The following is a 16,641-nucleotide window of genomic DNA, read 5'->3' as shown; positions in this document are numbered from 1 at the left end:
AGTCATAGAGTTGCGTTGAGATGGCTGAGACCACCATGGAATGGCGGACGCATCTGGTGCTCGGAGGCGCCAGATCCGGGAAAACGGCCTTTGGATTGAAGCTGGCGACCGATTCCCGACTTGAAAAATGGATGGTCGCCACCGCGGAAGCCTTTGATCCGGAAATGGAACAGCGGATCGCGCTGCATCGCGCTGAACGTGATGAAACCTGGCAGGTCTGGGAAGAGCCCATCGATCTTGCCGGAGTCCTGGACCAGATTTCCCGACCCGACCGCATCGTCGTCGTCGATTGCCTGACGATCTGGCTATCCAATTTGCTGTTAAGAGAGATCGATCATGCGAGCGAAGTGGCAAAACTTGCCGCTTTGGTCAAAGAGAAGCCGTTGCCGCTGGTCCTCGTTTCGAATGAGCTGGGAATGGGTCTCGTTCCCGAGACATCGCTCGGCCGCGCGTTCCGGGACAGTCATGGGCGAATGAATCAAACTCTAGCGGCTGCTTGCGAGCAGGTCACCTTCGTCGCCGCGGGATTGCCCCTCGTGCTGAAATCTAAAGCTTGAACCTATTCTCGGGCCTCCGAACGTATCTGGCCGGGGCCAAGGTCTAGCGACGGAACCGAGGGATATTTTCGGATTGTCTCGAAGATAGACTTTACGAGGACGGCTAAAGTGGATAGGCTTGCCTCCTCTCCTCAAAGCAATCACTTGTCCAGCAGCGCACGATTGGCGCGATGACAAGGGGCGCGGATCGCGTCGATGATTGAATATTCCCAACACGATCAGAAGAGCGCATCGCGCCATGACAGATATTGATAAAGCCGGCGCGGAAAGCCGGAAGCGTGAAATCAAGCTTCAGGATCTGAAGGCGAAATCCCCGACGGATCTGCTCGCCTTTGCTGAAGAGCATGAGGTCGAGAATGCTTCGATCATGCGCAAACAGGAATTGATGTTTGCGATTTTGAAGCAGCTGGCGTCTCGGGAAATTGAGATCGTCGGCGAGGGCGTCGTCGAAGTGCTTCAGGATGGCTTTGGCTTCTTGCGCGCGCCCGATGCAAATTATCTTGCGGGGCCGGACGATATTTATGTCTCGCCTTCGCAAATCCGCAGGTTTGGTTTGCGCACCGGCGATACGGTCGAAGGGCTCATTCGGAGTCCGAAGGAGGGCGAGCGCTATTTCGCTCTGCTCAAAGTGAATTTGATTAATTTCGAAGATCCGGAGAAGGTTCGCCACAAGGTTCATTTCGACAACCTGACGCCGCTCTATCCGAACCAGCGCTTGAAGCTTGAAATCGAGGATCCGACGAAAAGGGATTTCTCCGCTCGGGTCATTGATATTGTCGCGCCTATCGGAAAGGGCCAGCGCGCACTCATCGTTGCTCCGCCACGTACCGGCAAGACGGTCATCCTGCAGAATATTGCGCAGTCGATCACGACCAATCATCCGGAATGCTATCTTATCGTCCTGTTGATCGATGAGCGCCCGGAGGAAGTCACGGACATGCAGCGCTCCGTAAAGGGCGAGGTCGTGTCATCCACTTTCGACGAGCCGGCGGTTCGCCACGTCCAGGTCGCGGAAATGGTAATCGAAAAGGCGAAGCGCTTGGTGGAGCATGGTCGCGACGTCGTCATCCTTCTGGATTCGATCACGCGTTTGGGTCGCGCCTATAACACCGTCGTGCCATCTTCCGGCAAGGTGCTGACGGGCGGCGTCGACGCCAACGCCCTGCAAAGGCCGAAACGGTTTTTTGGTGCGGCCCGAAACATCGAAGAGGGCGGATCGCTGACGATCATCGCGACCGCGCTCATTGAGACCGGATCGCGCATGGACGAAGTTATTTTCGAGGAATTCAAGGGCACCGGCAATTCAGAGATTATTCTCGACCGCAAGGTCGCCGACAAGCGTGTCTTTCCCGCGATCGACATCACCAGGTCCGGTACGCGTAAGGAAGAACTCCTGGTGCCGGCCGACATTCTCAAGAAGATGTATGTTCTCCGCCGCATCCTGAACCCGATGGGCACTGTGGACGCTATTGAGTTCCTGCTCGGGAAGTTGCGTGAAACGCCGAAAGGCAATGCGACGTTTTTCGACTCCATGAACACCTGAGCGAGCTATTCATTATTAGAGAACTTGATCGACCATGTTTCACGTGAAACATGGTCGATTTGATTTGGAGGTTCCTTATGAGTCCCGGATGCGAACACAGTGCGACCATCTACGCACTGGCGTCAGGTGCAGGCAAATCGGCCGTCGCCATCATTCGCATTTCGGGCCACAAGGCTTTAGAAATCTTGGGTTCCGTCGCTGGAGCCGCGCCCTCGCCGCGTGTTGCGACCTTGCGTCCGATCAGAAATCCGCACACCGCTGAGATCCTGGATAAGGCCGTCGTTCTGTGGTTTCCTGCGCCGCGCAGTTTCACCGGCGAAGACTGTGTCGAATTGCAGATTCACGGCTCCCGGGCCGTCGTTAGGGCGATGCTTGATGTCTTGGCGACATTCGGGGAAACGAGGATGGCGCTGCCCGGTGAATTTGCTCGCCGGGCCTTGGCCAACGGCAAGCTGGATCTGGTCGGTGCGGAAGCCTTGGCTGACTTGATCGACGCCGAGACGGAGCAGCAGCGCCGTCTGGCGACAATCGCTGCTTCCGGAGTTTTGCAGGAGGCGATTGGTCAGTTGCGCGGTCGGGTGCTCGATCTCATGGTTCTGGTCGAAACAGAACTCGATTTCTCGGATGAAGGCGATCGCCCTCACGACGTTACGAACCAGGTTCAGGAGCGAATTCCTGAAGTTCGACAGCAGCTCCAATCTTTGAGGTCCACCCACGAACGCGCGGAACTCATCAGGGAAGGGCTTTCGGTGCTGATTGCGGGCCCTCCCAATGCGGGAAAATCAAGTCTGCTCAATGCTCTAGCCAAACGCGAAGCCGCCATTGTCTCGGAATATGCGGGAACGACCCGTGACCTGATCGAAGTCAAACTCGATCTTGGCGGCTTTCCGGTCAATGTGATCGATACTGCTGGCATTCGTGAGAGCGAAGACCCAATCGAACGCGAAGGGATTCACCGCGCGCTGACAAAATCACGAAGCGCGGATCTTGTACTTTGGCTGGCTCCGAGGGCGAATCAAATCGAGCCGCCCGCGGAGTTGCTTCAGCGTCCGTTATGGCGCATTGCGACCAAGGCCGATCTGTCGTCGGAACTTGTCAGTTGCGAATTTCCGGGCGGGCGGGACGAGAAGTCTTTCGATCTTTCGGTGAAGACGGGCCTTAATCTTGGATTCCTGATGGATCGCTTGCAAGTTTTCGCCAATGAAAATATGACGGTTGCCGGCTCCCTCGTCGTGGCGAATGCACGGCAGAGGAACGCGATCGATCGCGCGCTGGACGCCTTGGCCGATGCCGGGCGGATGAATTTACCCTTGGAGATCCTTGCTGAAGATCTTCGTCGCGCGTGTTTTGCGCTTGAGGAACTGATCGGCAAGGTCGGTGTCGAAGATATACTGGACAGCTTGTTCGCCCGCTTTTGTATCGGAAAATGAATGAGTGTGGTCATGATCCACGATGCTTCGCATTATGATGTCGTCGTCATCGGCGGTGGTCACGCCGGGTGTGAAGCGGCGGCGGCTGCCGCGCGTTGCGGCGCTCATACCTTGCTGTTGACGCATAAATTTTCGACCATTGGCGAAATGTCCTGCAATCCGGCGATCGGGGGGCTGGGGAAAGGCCACCTTGTTCGCGAGGTCGACGCGCTGGACGGAATCATGGGCCGCGCCGCGGATGAAGCGGGCATTCAGTTCCGACTGCTGAACCGGTCGAAGGGTCCGGCAGTTCGCGGGCCCCGCGCCCAGGCCGATCGGAAACTTTATAAAGCCGCTGTCGGCCACCTGCTTAAGGCGACCGAAAATCTCGATTTGGCCGAAGGCGCTGCGATCGGGATCGAGGAGATCGTAGGCTCCGGACGGATCAAATTGCATCTGGAAGAGGGGAAGACAATTTCCGCAAAAGCCTTCGTAATCGCGAGCGGAACCTTCCTGAATGGATGCATTCATATCGGACCGGAGACAAAGCCAGCAGGTCGCATCGGGGACGCTCCCGCTTTGCATCTGAGCGACGGCCTTGCCGCACGGGGCATTCGTCTCGGGCGCTTGAAGACCGGTACGCCGCCACGGTTGCGGCGCGGCTCGATTCGGTGGAACGAGTTGGAGCAACAGGAGGGCGACGCCAATCCTGAATTCTTTTCAGCCTTCACGACGTCTTGCAGGAATCGCCAGGTCGCCTGCGCGATAACCCACACGACGCAGGCTAGCCACGACGTGATCCGCCGCAATCTGGATCGGGCGCCGATTTATTCCGGACAGATTTCGGGTCGTGGCCCGCGCTATTGCCCGTCGATCGAGGATAAAATCGTTCGATTTGGGGAACGGGATAGTCATCAGATTTTTCTCGAACCCGAGGGCCTGGACGACGACACCATCTATCCGAATGGCATTTCGACCTCTCTTCCGGCGGATGTCCAGGAGGAGTTTCTTCGGACCATTCCGGGGCTTGAGAATGTCGATGTGATTCGGCCGGGTTACGCCGTGGAATATGATTATGTCGATCCGCGCGAACTCAAATCGACGCTCGAAGTCAAGAAATTCCCGGGACTGTTTCTGGCAGGCCAGATCAACGGAACCACCGGATATGAAGAAGCAGCCGCGCAAGGATTGGTCGCTGGACTCAATGCGGCCGCCCTCGCTGGAGGATCCGGAGAAGTCATATTTGATCGCACCGAAGCTTATCTTGGCGTGATGATCGATGATCTGGTCACGCAGGGTGTATCCGAGCCCTACCGCATGTTCACCTCGCGCGCGGAATTCCGGCTGTCCTTGCGCTGCGATAACGCGGATTTGCGGCTGACGAGGAAAGGCGACGATATCGGCTGCGTCGGGTCGGCTCGGCGCAGGCTTTTTGGGGAACGGCTGAGCGAACTCGAGGCTCTGACGGGCAGGTTGCAGTCGCTTGATCTGGCGCCATCGGACGCCGCGAAATATGGCGTGAAACTGAATCGAGACGGCGTGCGCCGGGCGGCCTTCGCAATCCTTTCCTATCCGGACGTCACCTTCGATCATCTCATTCGAGTCTGGCCGGAGCTGAGCCAATATGGACCGAAGGTCCGTGAGCAGGTGGAGATCGACGCAAAATACGCGGTCTATCTCGACCGACAGTCATCTGCCGTCACCGCGCTTAAGCGCGATGAGGCCGTGCGGCTCGGGCCAGATATCGACTATGATTCGGTCGTTGGGCTTTCGAACGAAGCGCGCGCAAAACTGAAAGCGGGAATGCCCGAAAGTCTTGGTCATGCGGCCAGGATCGAGGGGATCACTCCTGCGGCGCTAACCTTGATCCTGGCGTGGCAGCGTAAGCGCGGTCAGCCAGGGGCGGTGCTTACGGGTTGACGCCATGACCGCTTCACGCTCGAACGGTTTGGCTCTGCTCACGCCGGAGATGAAATCCAAGCTTGAAATCTACGCCTCCTTGATCGGCAAGTGGCAGCCCAAGATCAATCTGATCGGTCCGTCCACATTGGCTGACCTGTGGACGCGTCATTTCGAGGATTCGTATCAACTGGCTGAACTCGCGGGGGGATGGGCCGAATGGGTTGATCTCGGGTCCGGCGGCGGATTTCCGGGCCTCGTGATCGCCATGACGAAGGGGAGCGCGGGCCGGGTTCATCTGATCGAATCGGATAAGCGAAAGGTCGCTTTCTTGCGTGAGGTTTCACGTGAAACAGGGATCGATGTCGATATCCATGTCGGGCGGATCGAATCCATCCTTCCAAAGCTTTGCGAACAGACCGATTTCGACGTCATTTCCGCGCGGGCTTTGGCGCCTTTGCCCCTTCTTGTGGAATATGCATGGCCGGCGCTGGTTAAGGGCGCGACAGGGCTGTTTTTAAAGGGGAGAGGGCTGTCGGCTGAATTGACCGATTTACCGCCGAATAATAGTTTGGATATCCAGATTGTCGCAAGCCGCACTGAACCAGGTGGTAGTATTGTTGTTGTTCGGGCGCATGACTCTCGAACGAATCGCGTTTAAGGGTGTGGCTATGAAAAATGATGATCAGATGCGCGTCCTTGTACTGGCCAATCAAAAAGGCGGGGTCGGCAAGACCACGACGGCCATCAATCTTGGTACGGCTTTGGCGGCCATCGGCGAAACCGTTCTGATCATAGATCTCGACCCGCAAGGCAATGCGTCGACCGGCCTGGGCATTGATCGGAAGCAGCGGACCATCTCGACTTTTGACGTGATGATGGGGGAGCGCGCGCTGGACGCCGCGATCCGGCCTACTTCCGTGCCCCGCCTATATGTTGCTCCATCAACTCTGGACCTCTTGGGCGTCGAACTTGCAATTGCGGATCAAAAAGAGCGCAATTTCAGGCTACGAAACGCGTTGCGGGCTTTGGCCGGTAGGGGCGCATTGCCGAATGGCGATCGGATTACCTATGTCCTAGTCGACTGTCCGCCGTCGCTGAATTTGCTGACCATCAATGCATTGGCGGCGAGCGACGCCGTTCTTGTGCCATTGCAATGTGAATTTTTCGCGCTCGAGGGTTTGTCGCAGCTCCTGTCGACTGTCGAGCAGGTCAAGAAGGGATTGAACCCCCAATTGTCCATTCATGGGATCGTCCTGACAATGTTCGATTCCCGGAATAACCTCGCGGCGCAGGTCGTGGCCGATGTGCGAGCCTTTCTCGGCGACAAGGTTTATGAGACGGTTATTCCGCGGAACGTCCGCGTTTCCGAGGCGCCGTCGCATGGCAAGCCTGTGTTGCTTTACGATCTGAAGTGCAGCGGGTCGCAAGCCTATTTAAAGCTGGCTTCAGAGGTTATTCAGCGCGAGCGGAATTTGCGGGCGGCGTAAGGGCGTTCGTAATCGGGTGCAGAATTCTCGGGCGAGGTGTTTTTAACCTTCGTCGCGCGAGATGGGGGTTTTCATGGCTGAAGAAGCAAGATCGCGTTTGGGCCGTGGCTTGGCCGCCTTGATTGGCGATGTCGGAGTGAGTGACGCCGAGTTCGCAGAGCAGCAGAAGCCGGCCAAGGCGCCGATTGAGTTCTTGCGGCCGAACCCGCGAAATCCTCGACAGAGTTTCAATGAGGGCGATCTCCAGGAACTTGCGGATTCAATACGCGAGCGCGGGATTGTTCAGCCAATCCTTGTGCGGACGATCCGGGGCCTCATCAACGTGTACGAGATCATCGCCGGCGAACGACGGTGGCGTGCAGCGCAGCGGGCGGGGTTGCACGAAGTTCCGATCGTCATCATCGAGGCAGATGACCAGCAATCGCTTGAAATCGCGATTGTCGAGAACGTTCAGCGCGCCGATCTCAACGCCTTGGAGGAAGCGCGGGGTTATGAACGGTTGACGGAGGAGTTTTCCTATAGCCAACAGGATCTGGCCAAGATCATCGGCAAGAGCCGGAGCCACGTCGCGAATACGTTGCGACTGCTCAAGTTGCCGGAAGAGGCCCAGGGTTATCTCGTCAATGGGCAGATCTCAGCAGGCCATGCGCGCGCCTTGTTGTCCGTTTCGCATCCCGAAAAAGTCGCGGCCCGGATCGTCGAGGAAGGGCTTACCGTTCGGGACGTCGAGCGTCTTGCGCAGGAAGACGCGGGAGAGGCGCCGAAAAAGCCGAGGGCGAGGGCTGAACAGGATTCGGACACGCGGGCTCTGGAAAAGTTGCTGGGCGACTTGCTCGGGCTCGGGGTCAAGATTTCGCATAAAAATGATGCGGGAGATGTTCGCATTCATTACAAATCGATGGAGCAATTGGACTTGTTATGCAAACGCTTGCAGGGCTAACGATTTATTAAACTTGCGAAAGGCCGGAAAGATCAGGCTCTTTTGCGGTTAGCGTTTTGCATCGAGCGAGCCATGGCAAGCATAAGGCGCGAAAAGCGCTCATCGCCGAGAATGTTATTCTGACGAAGGTCCTTGATCGCGACGTAAATCGCGTTGACGAAATCGACCGTCTTTGCCGATTGCGCTTGCCGGAGTTCAGTCGTCACCTCTGATTTCCTTTTGAAGCCATTGATGAGACGGAGCAGGATCTGGAGCGCCTCATCCGGCGAGGCGCCGCTCTCGATTTCGGCGCGGGCGCGATGGATCGCGAGCGCATAGCGCAATGCCGCGGCGAAGAGCCTGTTCACGTCCAGATCTGCGAGCGACAGTTTGCTTGAGGCCTCGATGATCCGCTCGGGGCGACCGGTAAAGGTTCCTGAGAGCAGAGCGTCGAGATTCACCGCGGTTGCGTCGAGGAGAATGTCATGGACATGCTCGACGGTGACCGTGCTCTGGTCCTTGGCATAGAGCAGCAGTTTGTCGATCTCCGATCTGGTCGACATCCGATCATCGCCGAGTATTTCCGACAGGATTTCCCGCGCCTCGGGTTCGATGGTGAGGTTCGCCCGCTTCAGTTCGGCGTCCAGCAGGCGCTGGATGTCCCGGGCGTCGTCCAGCGAACATTCGATAGAGGCCGCGAAAGGCTGCCTTTCAATCCACTTGCGTATTTGGGCGTCGCGCTTCAGGTCGCCAGCGATGAGAACGATGGTGCTTGATGTCGGCGGCGAGCGCTCGATCATCTCGAGCGCGGGCAAAATCGATTTTCCGCCGAGCATGACTCGGATTTCGCGGGACGGCCCATCGAAAAGGCCGATGGAATGCGCTTCATCGACCAGGATAAGCGGGTCCTGCGCAATCGCGTCGCCCGAAAGATCGATAATGTTCTGCGCCTGGCGTCCATTTGTGGCGATGGAAGCGAGCAATCGTCGCGATCGTTCGGAGATCAGTCCCTGATCGGCGCCGAAAACGAGAAAGAGAAAATGCGCACGGTCGGGCCGCTCGATATAGCGGTCGGCGTCCCTATGCGCGATGGCGGCCATCAGGAGCCGCGCGTCGCCAGTGCAGCTGCGATGCGCGTGCGGATTTGATCGGCGAGCACCTTGGCGTTGCGAATCTCGGCGTCGCGTGCGGCGCGGACATTCGACAGCCGCTGGCTGGAGCGGTCATAAACAACGAATTGGGTGACGTTGCCGCTTGCGATCGGTTCGCCCCCGCCAGCGATCGGATAGAGCCGGTAATCGGCGTCGATATTGACGTCGCCGGCTTGCGCCTCGCCCGTGACGGTGTTGACAATCGGCGTGCTGAGCCGTTCCCGAACAGTCACCACCAGCCGATATTTCGGCGTGGGGGAAGACCCTGTGCCGTTGAGTGCGAAGATCAGCTCGTTTTCAAGGTAGTGACCGATGCGATCCGGAATCGGCTCGACCTTGATCGCCTGCATATCGGGGACAATCGAGACGCCGCCGATCTTGGGGCCATAGAGGGGTTCGACGCAGCCGGACAGGCCAAAAGAAAGAAGTACGGCAAATCCGCAAGCCTTGACGGCTTTACGGGCCTTGGGCGCAACGGGCTGATCAGACGACAACATTGACGATCCTTTGCGGCACGACGATGATCTTTTTCGGCGTCCGGCCTTCCAGAGCACGTTGGACAACATCCAGGTTCAACACTGCCGCTTCGATCTCGTTCGAAGTCGCGTCACGGGCGATCGTCAGATCCGCGCGTTTTTTTCCGTTCACCTGCACCGGAAGCATTAGCACGTTATCCACGACAAGAGAATGATCGGCCTTGGGCCAGGGCGATTCGGCAATGGGCGTTGCCTCGCCCAGTTCCGCCCAGCATTCTTCACCCAGGTGAGGCATCATTGGCGCGAAAAGGTGAACGAGAATCTTTCCAGATTCGTTAAAAGCGGCGCGGATATCGTCGTCGATGGCGACTTTGTCGATCGAATTGAGCAGCGCCGTCAATTGGTTCGTCAGGTCATAGACCTGGGCGACGCAACGGTTGAAGCGAAGGCGTTCAAGGTCCTCTTCGACCTTCACCAGGCTGCCATGCGCCGCTCGCCGAATGCTTTGCGCGAATTCGCCATAGCTTGTCACTTTCCCCGCGTTGCGGCTGAAATCGGCGATGTCGCCGATCAACCGCCAAAGGCGCTGGACGAATTTGGCCGCGCCCTGAACGCCTTCCTCGGTCCAGATGACGTCTCGATCCGGCGGGGAGTCGGACAGCATGAACCAGCGCGCGGTGTCGGCTCCGTAGGTTCCGATGATGTCGTCGGGATCGATGGTGTTGCGTTTCGATTTCGACATCTTCTCGATCGCGCCGATCGCGATCGGCTGGCCATCGCTCAGCGCAAAGGCGCGACGTCCCGAGCCGTCAGCGTCGAAGCGGATTTCAGTTGGCGAAAGCCATGCGCCATCAGCGGCGCGATAGGTTTCATGGACGACCATGCCCTGCGTGAACAGACCGGCGAACGGTTCCTTGACGCCAACATGGCCGGTCTCCTTCATGGCGCGGGTGAAGAAACGCGAATAAAGCAGATGCAGAATCGCGTGCTCGATGCCGCCAATATATTGGTCGACAGGGAGCCAGTGGTCGACAATGGCAGGCGTGGTCGGCGCGGTTTCGTTGTTCGGATCGGTAAAGCGGGCGAAATACCAGGAGGAATCGACAAAAGTGTCCATCGTATCGGTTTCGCGCCGCGCCGGGCGGCCGCATTGCGGACAATCGACATTCTTCCAGATCGGATGACGGTCGAGCGGATTGCCCGGAATGTCGAAGGAGACATCCGCGGGAAGGGTGATCGGCAGACTGTCCTTCGACGCGGGAACGACGCCGCAGGTCTCGCAATGAATGATCGGAATCGGGCAGCCCCAATAGCGTTGGCGGGAAACGCCCCAGTCGCGCAATTTGAAATTGACCTTGCGCTGGGCGCGCGGGCGGCCATCGAGCATTTCGGATTCGAGGCGGCGAATGGCCTCGTCCTGCGCTTCCTTTGGCGTCTTGCCGTCGAGGAAGCGGGAATTGATCATCCGGCCGTCGCCTTCATAGGCGGCGTCGGTCAGCCGATAGGTCGCCGGGTCCGCGCCCTCAGGGCAGACGACGATGGTATGGCCGAGGCCATAGGCGCGAGCGAATTCGAAGTCGCGCTGATCATGGGCCGGACAGCCGAAGACGGCGCCGGTTCCGTAGTCCATGAGGACGAAATTCGCGACATAGACTGGAATCGACCATTGGAGATCGAAGGGATGGACCGCACGCAATCCGGTATCGAAACCCTTCTTTTCGGCCGTTTCGAGGGCCGCGACCGATGTTCCCATCCGGCGGCAATCTTCGATGAAGGCGCCAAGGTTCGGGTTGCCTTCGGCGAGTTGCAGGGCAAGTGGGTGATCGGGGGAAAGCGCGATGAATTTCGCTCCGAACAGGGTGTCCGGGCGCGTCGTATAGACCTCGATCTCGGATGCTGGAGCGGGCTGCGCGACGGCGAAGCGGACCAGAGCTCCCTCCGACCGGCCAATCCAGTTCTTCTGCATCAGGCGCACCTTTTCCGGCCACCGCTTCAGGGTGTCCAGAGAGTCCAGAAGGTCCTCGGAAAAGGCGGTAATGTTGAAAAACCACTGCGTCAATTCGCGCTGCTCGACCAGGGCGTTCGAGCGCCAGCCGCGGCCGTCGATCACCTGTTCATTGGCTAGAACAGTCTGGTCGACGGGATCCCAGTTCACCTTGGCGTTCTTGCGGTAAACCAGGCCCTTGCCCAGCATATCGAGGAACATCGACTGCTGATGCTTGTAATAGGAGGGATCGCAGGTCGCGATTTCACGCTTCCAGTCTATCGACAGCCCCATGCTTTGCAACTGTTTCCGCATGGTGGCGATATTTGCGTAGGTCCAGGTCGCGGGGTGCGAGCGGTTAAGCCGCGCGGCGTTCTCGGCGGGCATGCCGAACGCGTCCCAGCCCATGGGGTGCAGGACGCTAAAGCCCTTCGCCCGCATCACGCGCGCGACGACGTCGCCCATCGCATAATTGCGGACATGGCCCATGTGAATGCGTCCCGAGGGATAGGGAAACATTTCGAGGACGTAATATTTTGGTCGCGGATCGTCGTTCCGGGTTTCAAACGTCTGCCGTTCCTGCCAGATATTCTGCCATTTCGACTCGACTTCACGAGCGTTGTAACGCTCAGACCGCATCGTCATTTCAATTCTCGCGCGACATCGGAAATTGCCTGCAATGAGCATGATTTCCGGGCGATGGTCAATTTGTTTAGCAGGGCGAAACAGACAAGTGGCGCAGCCGGCTTGATTCCGGTGGATTCCCTTTCTAGACCTGACGCCTGCAACGCATGAGCGAGCGACGAAATGCGAAATTTGGCGGCTCGAATGGCGCGGCGCGGCCGGCATGGTTCACAGCGATAAAGGGAGATCCCGTGGAAAAAGAATCTGTTGCGAGCCCAGCCCTCGCCGGCCTGCAAACTATCCGTACGCGCATCCAGCGCATGTGCCGGGACGTTGGCCGTTCGGAAAATTCCGTCGAGCTGGTCTGCGTTTCCAAGAATTTCGGCGCGGAAGACATCCTTCCTCTCCTCGCCGCCGGGCAAAAGGTCTTCGGGGAAAACCGCGTCCAGGAGGCCAAGGAAAAATGGCCGCAACTTCGCGCCCTCTATCCCGGCATAACGCTGCACCTCATCGGGCCGCTGCAATCGAACAAGGCTGCCGAGGCCGTCGCGCTGTTCGACGTCATCGAAACGATCGATCGGCCGAAAATCGCCGCGGCGATTGATGCTGCGATGCGGGAGAGCGGCAAGACGCCGCAGCTATATGTTCAGGTCAATACAGGGGAGGAGCCTCAGAAGGCGGGGGTCGCGCCGCGCGAACTTGGCGCGCTGCTGTCGTTCTGCCGCGAACGGACACTATTGGAGATTGACGGCCTGATGTGTATTCCGCCGGTTGATCAACTGGCGTCGCCTCATTTTGCGCTGCTCAATCAACTGGCGAGGGAGTTTCAGTTGAAGGAGCTGTCGATGGGAATGAGCGACGATTTCGAACTGGCCATTCAAATGGGCGCCACGAAGGTCCGAGTTGGTTCGGCGATTTTCGGCGATCGTCGGATGAAAATATCGCCGACGACGATTTGAGGCGCAGATCCCAGACGAAATTGTATTTTTCTGAAATCCTCGGCGGCGAGGGCGATGCAGCCGGCGGTGGGGCGATAGCCGTCCTGAGCGATATGCATGAAAATGGCGCTGCCGCGTCCGATGACGCGAGGCCGCTGATTGAAATTGATCACGCCGAGGATGTCGTAAAGCCCGTCGTCACGCCAGAGCGTCTCCGCGCTAAAGGGGACCGGCAAGCGGACCGCGCGGTTATAGCCGAACGAACGCGGATCGTCGCACCAGCCATCGGCCTTTGAAATCGCACGACAATCTGCTCGGAAGCTGGTCCAGCGATCGGGTCGCCGCATCCATCGTGTGATTCGAAAGCGGCCGATCGGCGTTATCGAATCACCCTCGTGACGCTTGACGCCGACGCCGTTTCGACCGAGCGCGCAAAAAAGCGCCTGCGCGCCGATTCTGACGAGTCCCAACGGTGGGCGACCAGGCAGCCGAGGCAATTGGCGAACGAAAGCGCACGAAATTTGGGCTGCGCCACGTGTGCAAAAGACGTCCTGCTTTTGACGAAGCTTAAGATACAGCGTAGATTCTTTCCGCATTGTCGGAATTTCGCCCTTTTCAACCCGGTTGGCCTTCCAGCTAGCATGTGCGCGGGTAACAGGATCGTTCATGTCGCAAGTCCGCCGGATTTTGATTGTCGACGACGATGCCCTTTTGCGCCTCTCTTTGGTCGAGCAATTGACCGTCCACCACGAATTTATCGCGTCCGAGGCCGCGGATGTCGCCCAGGCGCTTGCCGTCGCTCGCAAAGAGCCGCTCGACTTGATCATTATGGACGTCGGACTGCCGGATGGCGATGGGCGCGACGCCGTGAAACGCCTGCGCGCCGAAGGATTCCAAAAGCCGATTATTCTGCTGACGGGACATGATTCGGAAAACGATATTGTTTCCGGATTTGATTCGGGCGCCAATGATTACGTCAGCAAGCCCTTTCGCTTCGCGGTTCTGCTCGCCCGTATTCGCGCCCATTTGCGCCAGCACGAATTCAGCGAAGACGCGACCTTCCAGATCGGGTCCTATCAATTCCAGCCGAGCGCGAAGCTGCTGATCGGCGGGAATGGCGAAAAGCTGCGGTTGACCGAAAAGGAAACGGCGATCCTGCAATATCTGAACAGGGCGAAGGGGATTGTTGTTTCCCGGGAGGATCTCCTCCGCGACGTGTGGGGTTATAATTCCAACGTCACGACCCATACGTTGGAAACACATATCTATCGCCTCAGGCAGAAGATCGAGCCGGATCCCGCGAGCGCGCGGCTGCTGCTGACGGACGCCGGCGGTTATCGCCTCGCGGTATGATGGCTATCTTGGGGAAACGTCATGTCTTTGGAAAGCGATGTCAAAGCGCTCGCTCGCCTTCCGATCTTCTCGGCTTTTGAGCCGGAGGCGCTGAAGCTCATTGCATTTGCTGCGGAACCCGTGAAATTTGGCGCCGGCGACGTGGTTTTTCGCAATGGCGACGTCTCGGATGGCGGCTTTCTCGTACTGTCCGGGTCGATCATGCTCGATCTCGGACACGGCACAATGGACAATGGCAAAATTGTCGGTCCGGGCGCCCTGATCGGGGAATTGGCATTGCTCGCGCCAACCGTTCAGCCCTCGACCGCCATCGCCCGCGAAAACGCGACGACGCTCAAGCTTCCGCGTTCCCTGATTCGTCGCGTGCTGGAAGAGTTTCCCGAAAGCGCGAGGCGGGCGAGAGAAGCCGTCCGCCAGGAAATCGAGAATTTCGGGCAAGAGTTGGACAAGGCCCGGCGGGCCTTGTGACGGCCAGGCGTCAGAAACGCAGACGCAGACTCACCGGAACATGATCGGATGGCCGCTCCCACCCGCGTGCTTCCCGCAGGATGTCGATTCCTTCGAGATGCGGCTCCAGCGCCGGCGACGCCCAGATATGGTCGAGACGGCGTCCCTTGTTCGCCTTGGACCAGTCCTGGGCGCGATAGCTCCACCAAGTGTAGAGCTTTTCCTCCATCGGAGTGAAATGACGCAGCGTGTCGATCCATGATCCCTGCGCAATGAGGGATTTCAACTTGTCGGTCTCGATCGGCGTGTGGCTGACCACCGGCAACAGCGCCTTGTGGCTCCAGACGTCATTCTCGTGCGGCGCGATATTGAGATCGCCGACCAGAATCGACGATTCCTTCGCGAAGGATTCCTTGTCGATCCAATGGGACATTTCGTCCAAAAACGAGAGCTTGTGCGCGAATTTGGGGTTTATCACCGGGTCCGGCTCGTCGCCGCCAGCCGGAACATAAAGATTGTCGATCCGGACCGGGCGGTTTGCGATTTCGATCGCGGCAGAGATATGCCGCGCATCGCCCATCTCGCAAAAGGCCTTTCGATCAATATTGCTCAGCGGCAGGCGCGAGATAATGGCGACGCCATGGTAACCCTTCTGTCCATTGATCGCGATGTGCTCGTAGCCGAACTTACGAATATCGGCGGTCGGGAATTCGGTATCCCGGCATTTTGTTTCCTGAAGGCAAAGAATATCGGGCTGGTGATCGCGCAGGAAGGCGCCAACCTGGGCGATCCGCAGCCGAACGGAATTGATGTTCCAGGTCGTAATTTTCAGGTTCACGTCGTCACCCCGTGGCGGCGCAATTGGTGCGCGGCTGTGCGACTAAGCCCAAGAACCGGCAAGGAATCAAGGCGCGATGCTGAATCGCCCTTCGCAAAGCGCGGTCGCCTCATTTCACGTGAAACAACGCTAGGCGACGAATCAGTTCTGCATGGGCCAGAAAGACGTCGGGGGGATACGAAAAAGACCGCGATCCGGAACCGACTTCAGGTCGATGTTATGCAGCGTGACCAGAGTTTGGTAGCCCTGAGGGTCTGTGACTTCCCATTGTTGCAAGGCGAAGGCCTTGCGGTCGAAATTGAGCTTGATTGTCGACGAGCCGCCGAAGGTGGCGCTGTCCTCGATCGTGATGGTCGTCGATTTCGGGTCGGACGAGACGCCAGTTATCTTGACGTCCTTTTTCAAATTGAGCTCGTCCTTCAGGAGAAATTTGAGGGGGGTCTGGTTGATAAAATAAAGCTGTTGGGTCTGGAGCTTGCGATCGCGAATCGCCACTGAAACTCCGTCGGCGATAATTTCCATTGTCGCGGGCAAGGCATATTCGAAGCGGAGGCGTCCGGGCTTCAGGACATAGAGTTTGCCTTCCGAACGCCGTCCGTCGGCGCCGACCTGCACGAAATCGGCGGTCATGACCTGCGCGGCGTTGAAATAGTCATTCGCCATCTGGATTGCCGTTTGCGAATCGACCGGATCAGGCGCCGATTTCGGCGCTTCGGCGGATTTCGCAGATGGCTTTTTTTCCGGCGCGGGAAGCTTTTGCGCGAAGGCGCCGCTCATCAACGCAGATGTCGCCAGAGCGCCGAAAAACAACATGGTGCCGCGCTTCATTTTGCTTTTCGCCTCTTGTCCGAATGTAATTTGATTGGCGTCATGTCTGGCGTCCTTGCCATCATGTCAGGGAATTCCAAGCCGCGACGTCGCCAATGGCGGCGCCAAGCATCTAGACCCTTCCTGTGGCGGCAATGCGGAGGGTTTAATCCTCGATATCGAACGCGCCACGATCCACGCCGCCA

16 protein-coding genes are annotated in these 16,641 nt (G+C 58.1%); 10 read left to right on the top strand and 6 right to left on the bottom strand.

Annotated features, from left to right (window positions below):
• Positions 1-20: 20 nt before the first annotated feature.
• From cobU to QM467_RS09440, 7 genes are all read left to right on the top strand, one after another.
• Entirely contained in the window at positions 21-557 is a 537-nt protein-coding gene (cobU, locus tag QM467_RS09470; protein WP_283366063.1) for a bifunctional adenosylcobinamide kinase/adenosylcobinamide-phosphate guanylyltransferase, read from the top strand.
• Between the two features lie 238 nt (positions 558-795).
• On the top strand, positions 796-2,100 hold the full coding sequence (gene rho / locus QM467_RS09465) for a transcription termination factor Rho (protein WP_283366062.1): 1,305 nt from the start codon (positions 796-798) through the stop codon (positions 2,098-2,100).
• Positions 2,101-2,150: 50 nt separating this feature from the next.
• Positions 2,151-3,530: a tRNA uridine-5-carboxymethylaminomethyl(34) synthesis GTPase MnmE gene (mnmE, locus tag QM467_RS09460; RefSeq protein WP_283366061.1), complete on the top strand. Its 1,380-nt coding sequence runs from the start codon at positions 2,151-2,153 to the stop codon at positions 3,528-3,530.
• 12 nt (positions 3,531-3,542) lie between these two features.
• On the top strand, positions 3,543-5,429 hold the full coding sequence (mnmG, locus tag QM467_RS09455) for a tRNA uridine-5-carboxymethylaminomethyl(34) synthesis enzyme MnmG (protein ID WP_283366184.1): 1,887 nt from the start codon (positions 3,543-3,545) through the stop codon (positions 5,427-5,429).
• 4 nt (positions 5,430-5,433) lie between these two features.
• Positions 5,434-6,069: a 16S rRNA (guanine(527)-N(7))-methyltransferase RsmG gene (rsmG, locus tag QM467_RS09450; RefSeq protein ID WP_283366060.1), complete on the top strand. Its 636-nt coding sequence runs from the start codon at positions 5,434-5,436 to the stop codon at positions 6,067-6,069.
• A gap of 10 nt (positions 6,070-6,079) precedes the next feature.
• Complete coding sequence (locus QM467_RS09445) at positions 6,080-6,898, top strand: ParA family protein (RefSeq protein ID WP_283366183.1); 819 nt, start codon at positions 6,080-6,082, stop codon at positions 6,896-6,898.
• A gap of 73 nt (positions 6,899-6,971) precedes the next feature.
• Positions 6,972-7,838, top strand: a complete 867-nt coding sequence (locus QM467_RS09440) for a ParB/RepB/Spo0J family partition protein (RefSeq protein ID WP_283366059.1) — start codon at positions 6,972-6,974, stop codon at positions 7,836-7,838.
• A gap of 32 nt (positions 7,839-7,870) precedes the next feature.
• Here QM467_RS09440 and holA read toward each other — a convergent pair whose 3' ends face one another.
• Genes holA through leuS form a run of 3 tightly spaced genes read right to left on the bottom strand, consistent with a single transcriptional unit; the run spans position 7,871 to position 12,067 of the window.
• Positions 7,871-8,917 carry a DNA polymerase III subunit delta gene (holA, locus tag QM467_RS09435; RefSeq protein ID WP_283366058.1) on the bottom strand — a complete coding sequence of 349 codons (1,047 nt, stop codon included), beginning with the start codon at positions 8,915-8,917 and terminating at the stop codon, positions 7,871-7,873.
• The gene (lptE, locus tag QM467_RS09430) at positions 8,917-9,465 is read right to left on the bottom strand and encodes an LPS assembly lipoprotein LptE (protein ID WP_283366057.1); all 549 of its coding nucleotides are present in this window, start codon (positions 9,463-9,465) and stop codon (positions 8,917-8,919) included. The genes holA and lptE overlap by 1 nt, the downstream gene beginning before the upstream one ends.
• On the bottom strand, positions 9,452-12,067 hold the full coding sequence (leuS, locus tag QM467_RS09425; protein ID WP_283366182.1) for a leucine--tRNA ligase: 2,616 nt from the start codon (positions 12,065-12,067) through the stop codon (positions 9,452-9,454). Before leuS ends, lptE begins: the two co-directional genes overlap by 14 nt.
• Before the next feature lie 305 nt (positions 12,068-12,372).
• On the opposite strand from leuS, the gene QM467_RS09420 reads away from it, so the two are divergent.
• Complete coding sequence (locus QM467_RS09420) at positions 12,373-13,011, top strand: YggS family pyridoxal phosphate-dependent enzyme (RefSeq protein WP_283366181.1); 639 nt, start codon at positions 12,373-12,375, stop codon at positions 13,009-13,011.
• Here QM467_RS09420 and QM467_RS09415 read toward each other — a convergent pair.
• Positions 12,930-13,658 carry a L,D-transpeptidase family protein gene (locus QM467_RS09415; protein ID WP_283366056.1) on the bottom strand — a complete coding sequence of 243 codons (729 nt, stop codon included), beginning with the start codon at positions 13,656-13,658 and terminating at the stop codon, positions 12,930-12,932. The two genes, QM467_RS09420 and QM467_RS09415, sit on opposite strands and share 82 nt — an antisense overlap.
• On the opposite strand from QM467_RS09415, the gene QM467_RS09410 reads away from it, so the two are divergent.
• Positions 13,657-14,343, top strand: a complete 687-nt coding sequence (locus tag QM467_RS09410) for a response regulator transcription factor (RefSeq protein ID WP_283366055.1) — start codon at positions 13,657-13,659, stop codon at positions 14,341-14,343. The two genes, QM467_RS09415 and QM467_RS09410, sit on opposite strands and share 2 nt — an antisense overlap.
• 21 nt (positions 14,344-14,364) lie before the next feature.
• Positions 14,365-14,811 carry a cyclic nucleotide-binding domain-containing protein gene (locus QM467_RS09405; protein ID WP_283366054.1) on the top strand — a complete coding sequence of 149 codons (447 nt, stop codon included), beginning with the start codon at positions 14,365-14,367 and terminating at the stop codon, positions 14,809-14,811.
• A 10-nt stretch (positions 14,812-14,821) separates the two neighbouring features.
• On the opposite strand, the gene xth is transcribed toward QM467_RS09405, so the two are convergent.
• Both xth and QM467_RS09395 read right to left on the bottom strand, forming a co-directional pair.
• A complete protein-coding gene (gene xth / locus QM467_RS09400; protein ID WP_283366053.1) occupies positions 14,822-15,628 on the bottom strand; it encodes an exodeoxyribonuclease III in 807 nt (268 codons plus the stop codon).
• A 141-nt stretch (positions 15,629-15,769) separates the two neighbouring features.
• Positions 15,770-16,456, bottom strand: coding sequence for an outer-membrane lipoprotein carrier protein LolA (locus QM467_RS09395; protein WP_283366052.1), 687 nt, complete (start codon positions 16,454-16,456; stop codon positions 15,770-15,772).
• Positions 16,457-16,641 lie beyond the last annotated feature (185 nt).

The organism is Rhodoblastus sp. 17X3, assembly GCF_030056575.1.
In the GTDB taxonomy this organism is placed as follows: Bacteria; Pseudomonadota; Alphaproteobacteria; order Rhizobiales; family Beijerinckiaceae; genus Rhodoblastus.
This window is presented reverse-complemented; position numbering and strand designations above follow the sequence as displayed.

Excerpts from the sequence above, each read along its gene's own strand:
- holA (WP_283366058.1), bottom strand. The coding sequence starts at position 8,917 with ATGGCCGCCATCGCGCATAGGGACGCCGACCGCTATATCGAGCGGCCC.
- leuS (WP_283366182.1), bottom strand. The coding sequence starts at position 12,067 with ATGCGGTCTGAGCGTTACAACGCTCGTGAAGTCGAGTCGAAATGGCAG.
- mnmG (WP_283366184.1), top strand. The coding sequence starts at position 3,543 with ATGATCCACGATGCTTCGCATTATGATGTCGTCGTCATCGGCGGTGGT.
- mnmE (WP_283366061.1), top strand. The coding sequence starts at position 2,151 with ATGGTCGATTTGATTTGGAGGTTCCTTATGAGTCCCGGATGCGAACAC.
- QM467_RS09405 (WP_283366054.1), top strand. The coding sequence starts at position 14,365 with ATGTCTTTGGAAAGCGATGTCAAAGCGCTCGCTCGCCTTCCGATCTTC.
- rho (WP_283366062.1), top strand. The coding sequence starts at position 796 with ATGACAGATATTGATAAAGCCGGCGCGGAAAGCCGGAAGCGTGAAATC.
- lptE (WP_283366057.1), bottom strand. The coding sequence starts at position 9,465 with ATGTTGTCGTCTGATCAGCCCGTTGCGCCCAAGGCCCGTAAAGCCGTC.
- QM467_RS09410 (WP_283366055.1), top strand. The coding sequence starts at position 13,657 with ATGTCGCAAGTCCGCCGGATTTTGATTGTCGACGACGATGCCCTTTTG.
- QM467_RS09440 (WP_283366059.1), top strand. The coding sequence starts at position 6,972 with ATGGCTGAAGAAGCAAGATCGCGTTTGGGCCGTGGCTTGGCCGCCTTG.
- QM467_RS09445 (WP_283366183.1), top strand. The coding sequence starts at position 6,080 with ATGAAAAATGATGATCAGATGCGCGTCCTTGTACTGGCCAATCAAAAA.
- QM467_RS09395 (WP_283366052.1), bottom strand. The coding sequence starts at position 16,456 with ATGAAGCGCGGCACCATGTTGTTTTTCGGCGCTCTGGCGACATCTGCG.
- cobU (WP_283366063.1), top strand. The coding sequence starts at position 21 with ATGGCTGAGACCACCATGGAATGGCGGACGCATCTGGTGCTCGGAGGC.
- QM467_RS09415 (WP_283366056.1), bottom strand. The coding sequence starts at position 13,658 with ATGAACGATCCTGTTACCCGCGCACATGCTAGCTGGAAGGCCAACCGG.
- QM467_RS09420 (WP_283366181.1), top strand. The coding sequence starts at position 12,373 with ATGTGCCGGGACGTTGGCCGTTCGGAAAATTCCGTCGAGCTGGTCTGC.
- rsmG (WP_283366060.1), top strand. The coding sequence starts at position 5,434 with ATGACCGCTTCACGCTCGAACGGTTTGGCTCTGCTCACGCCGGAGATG.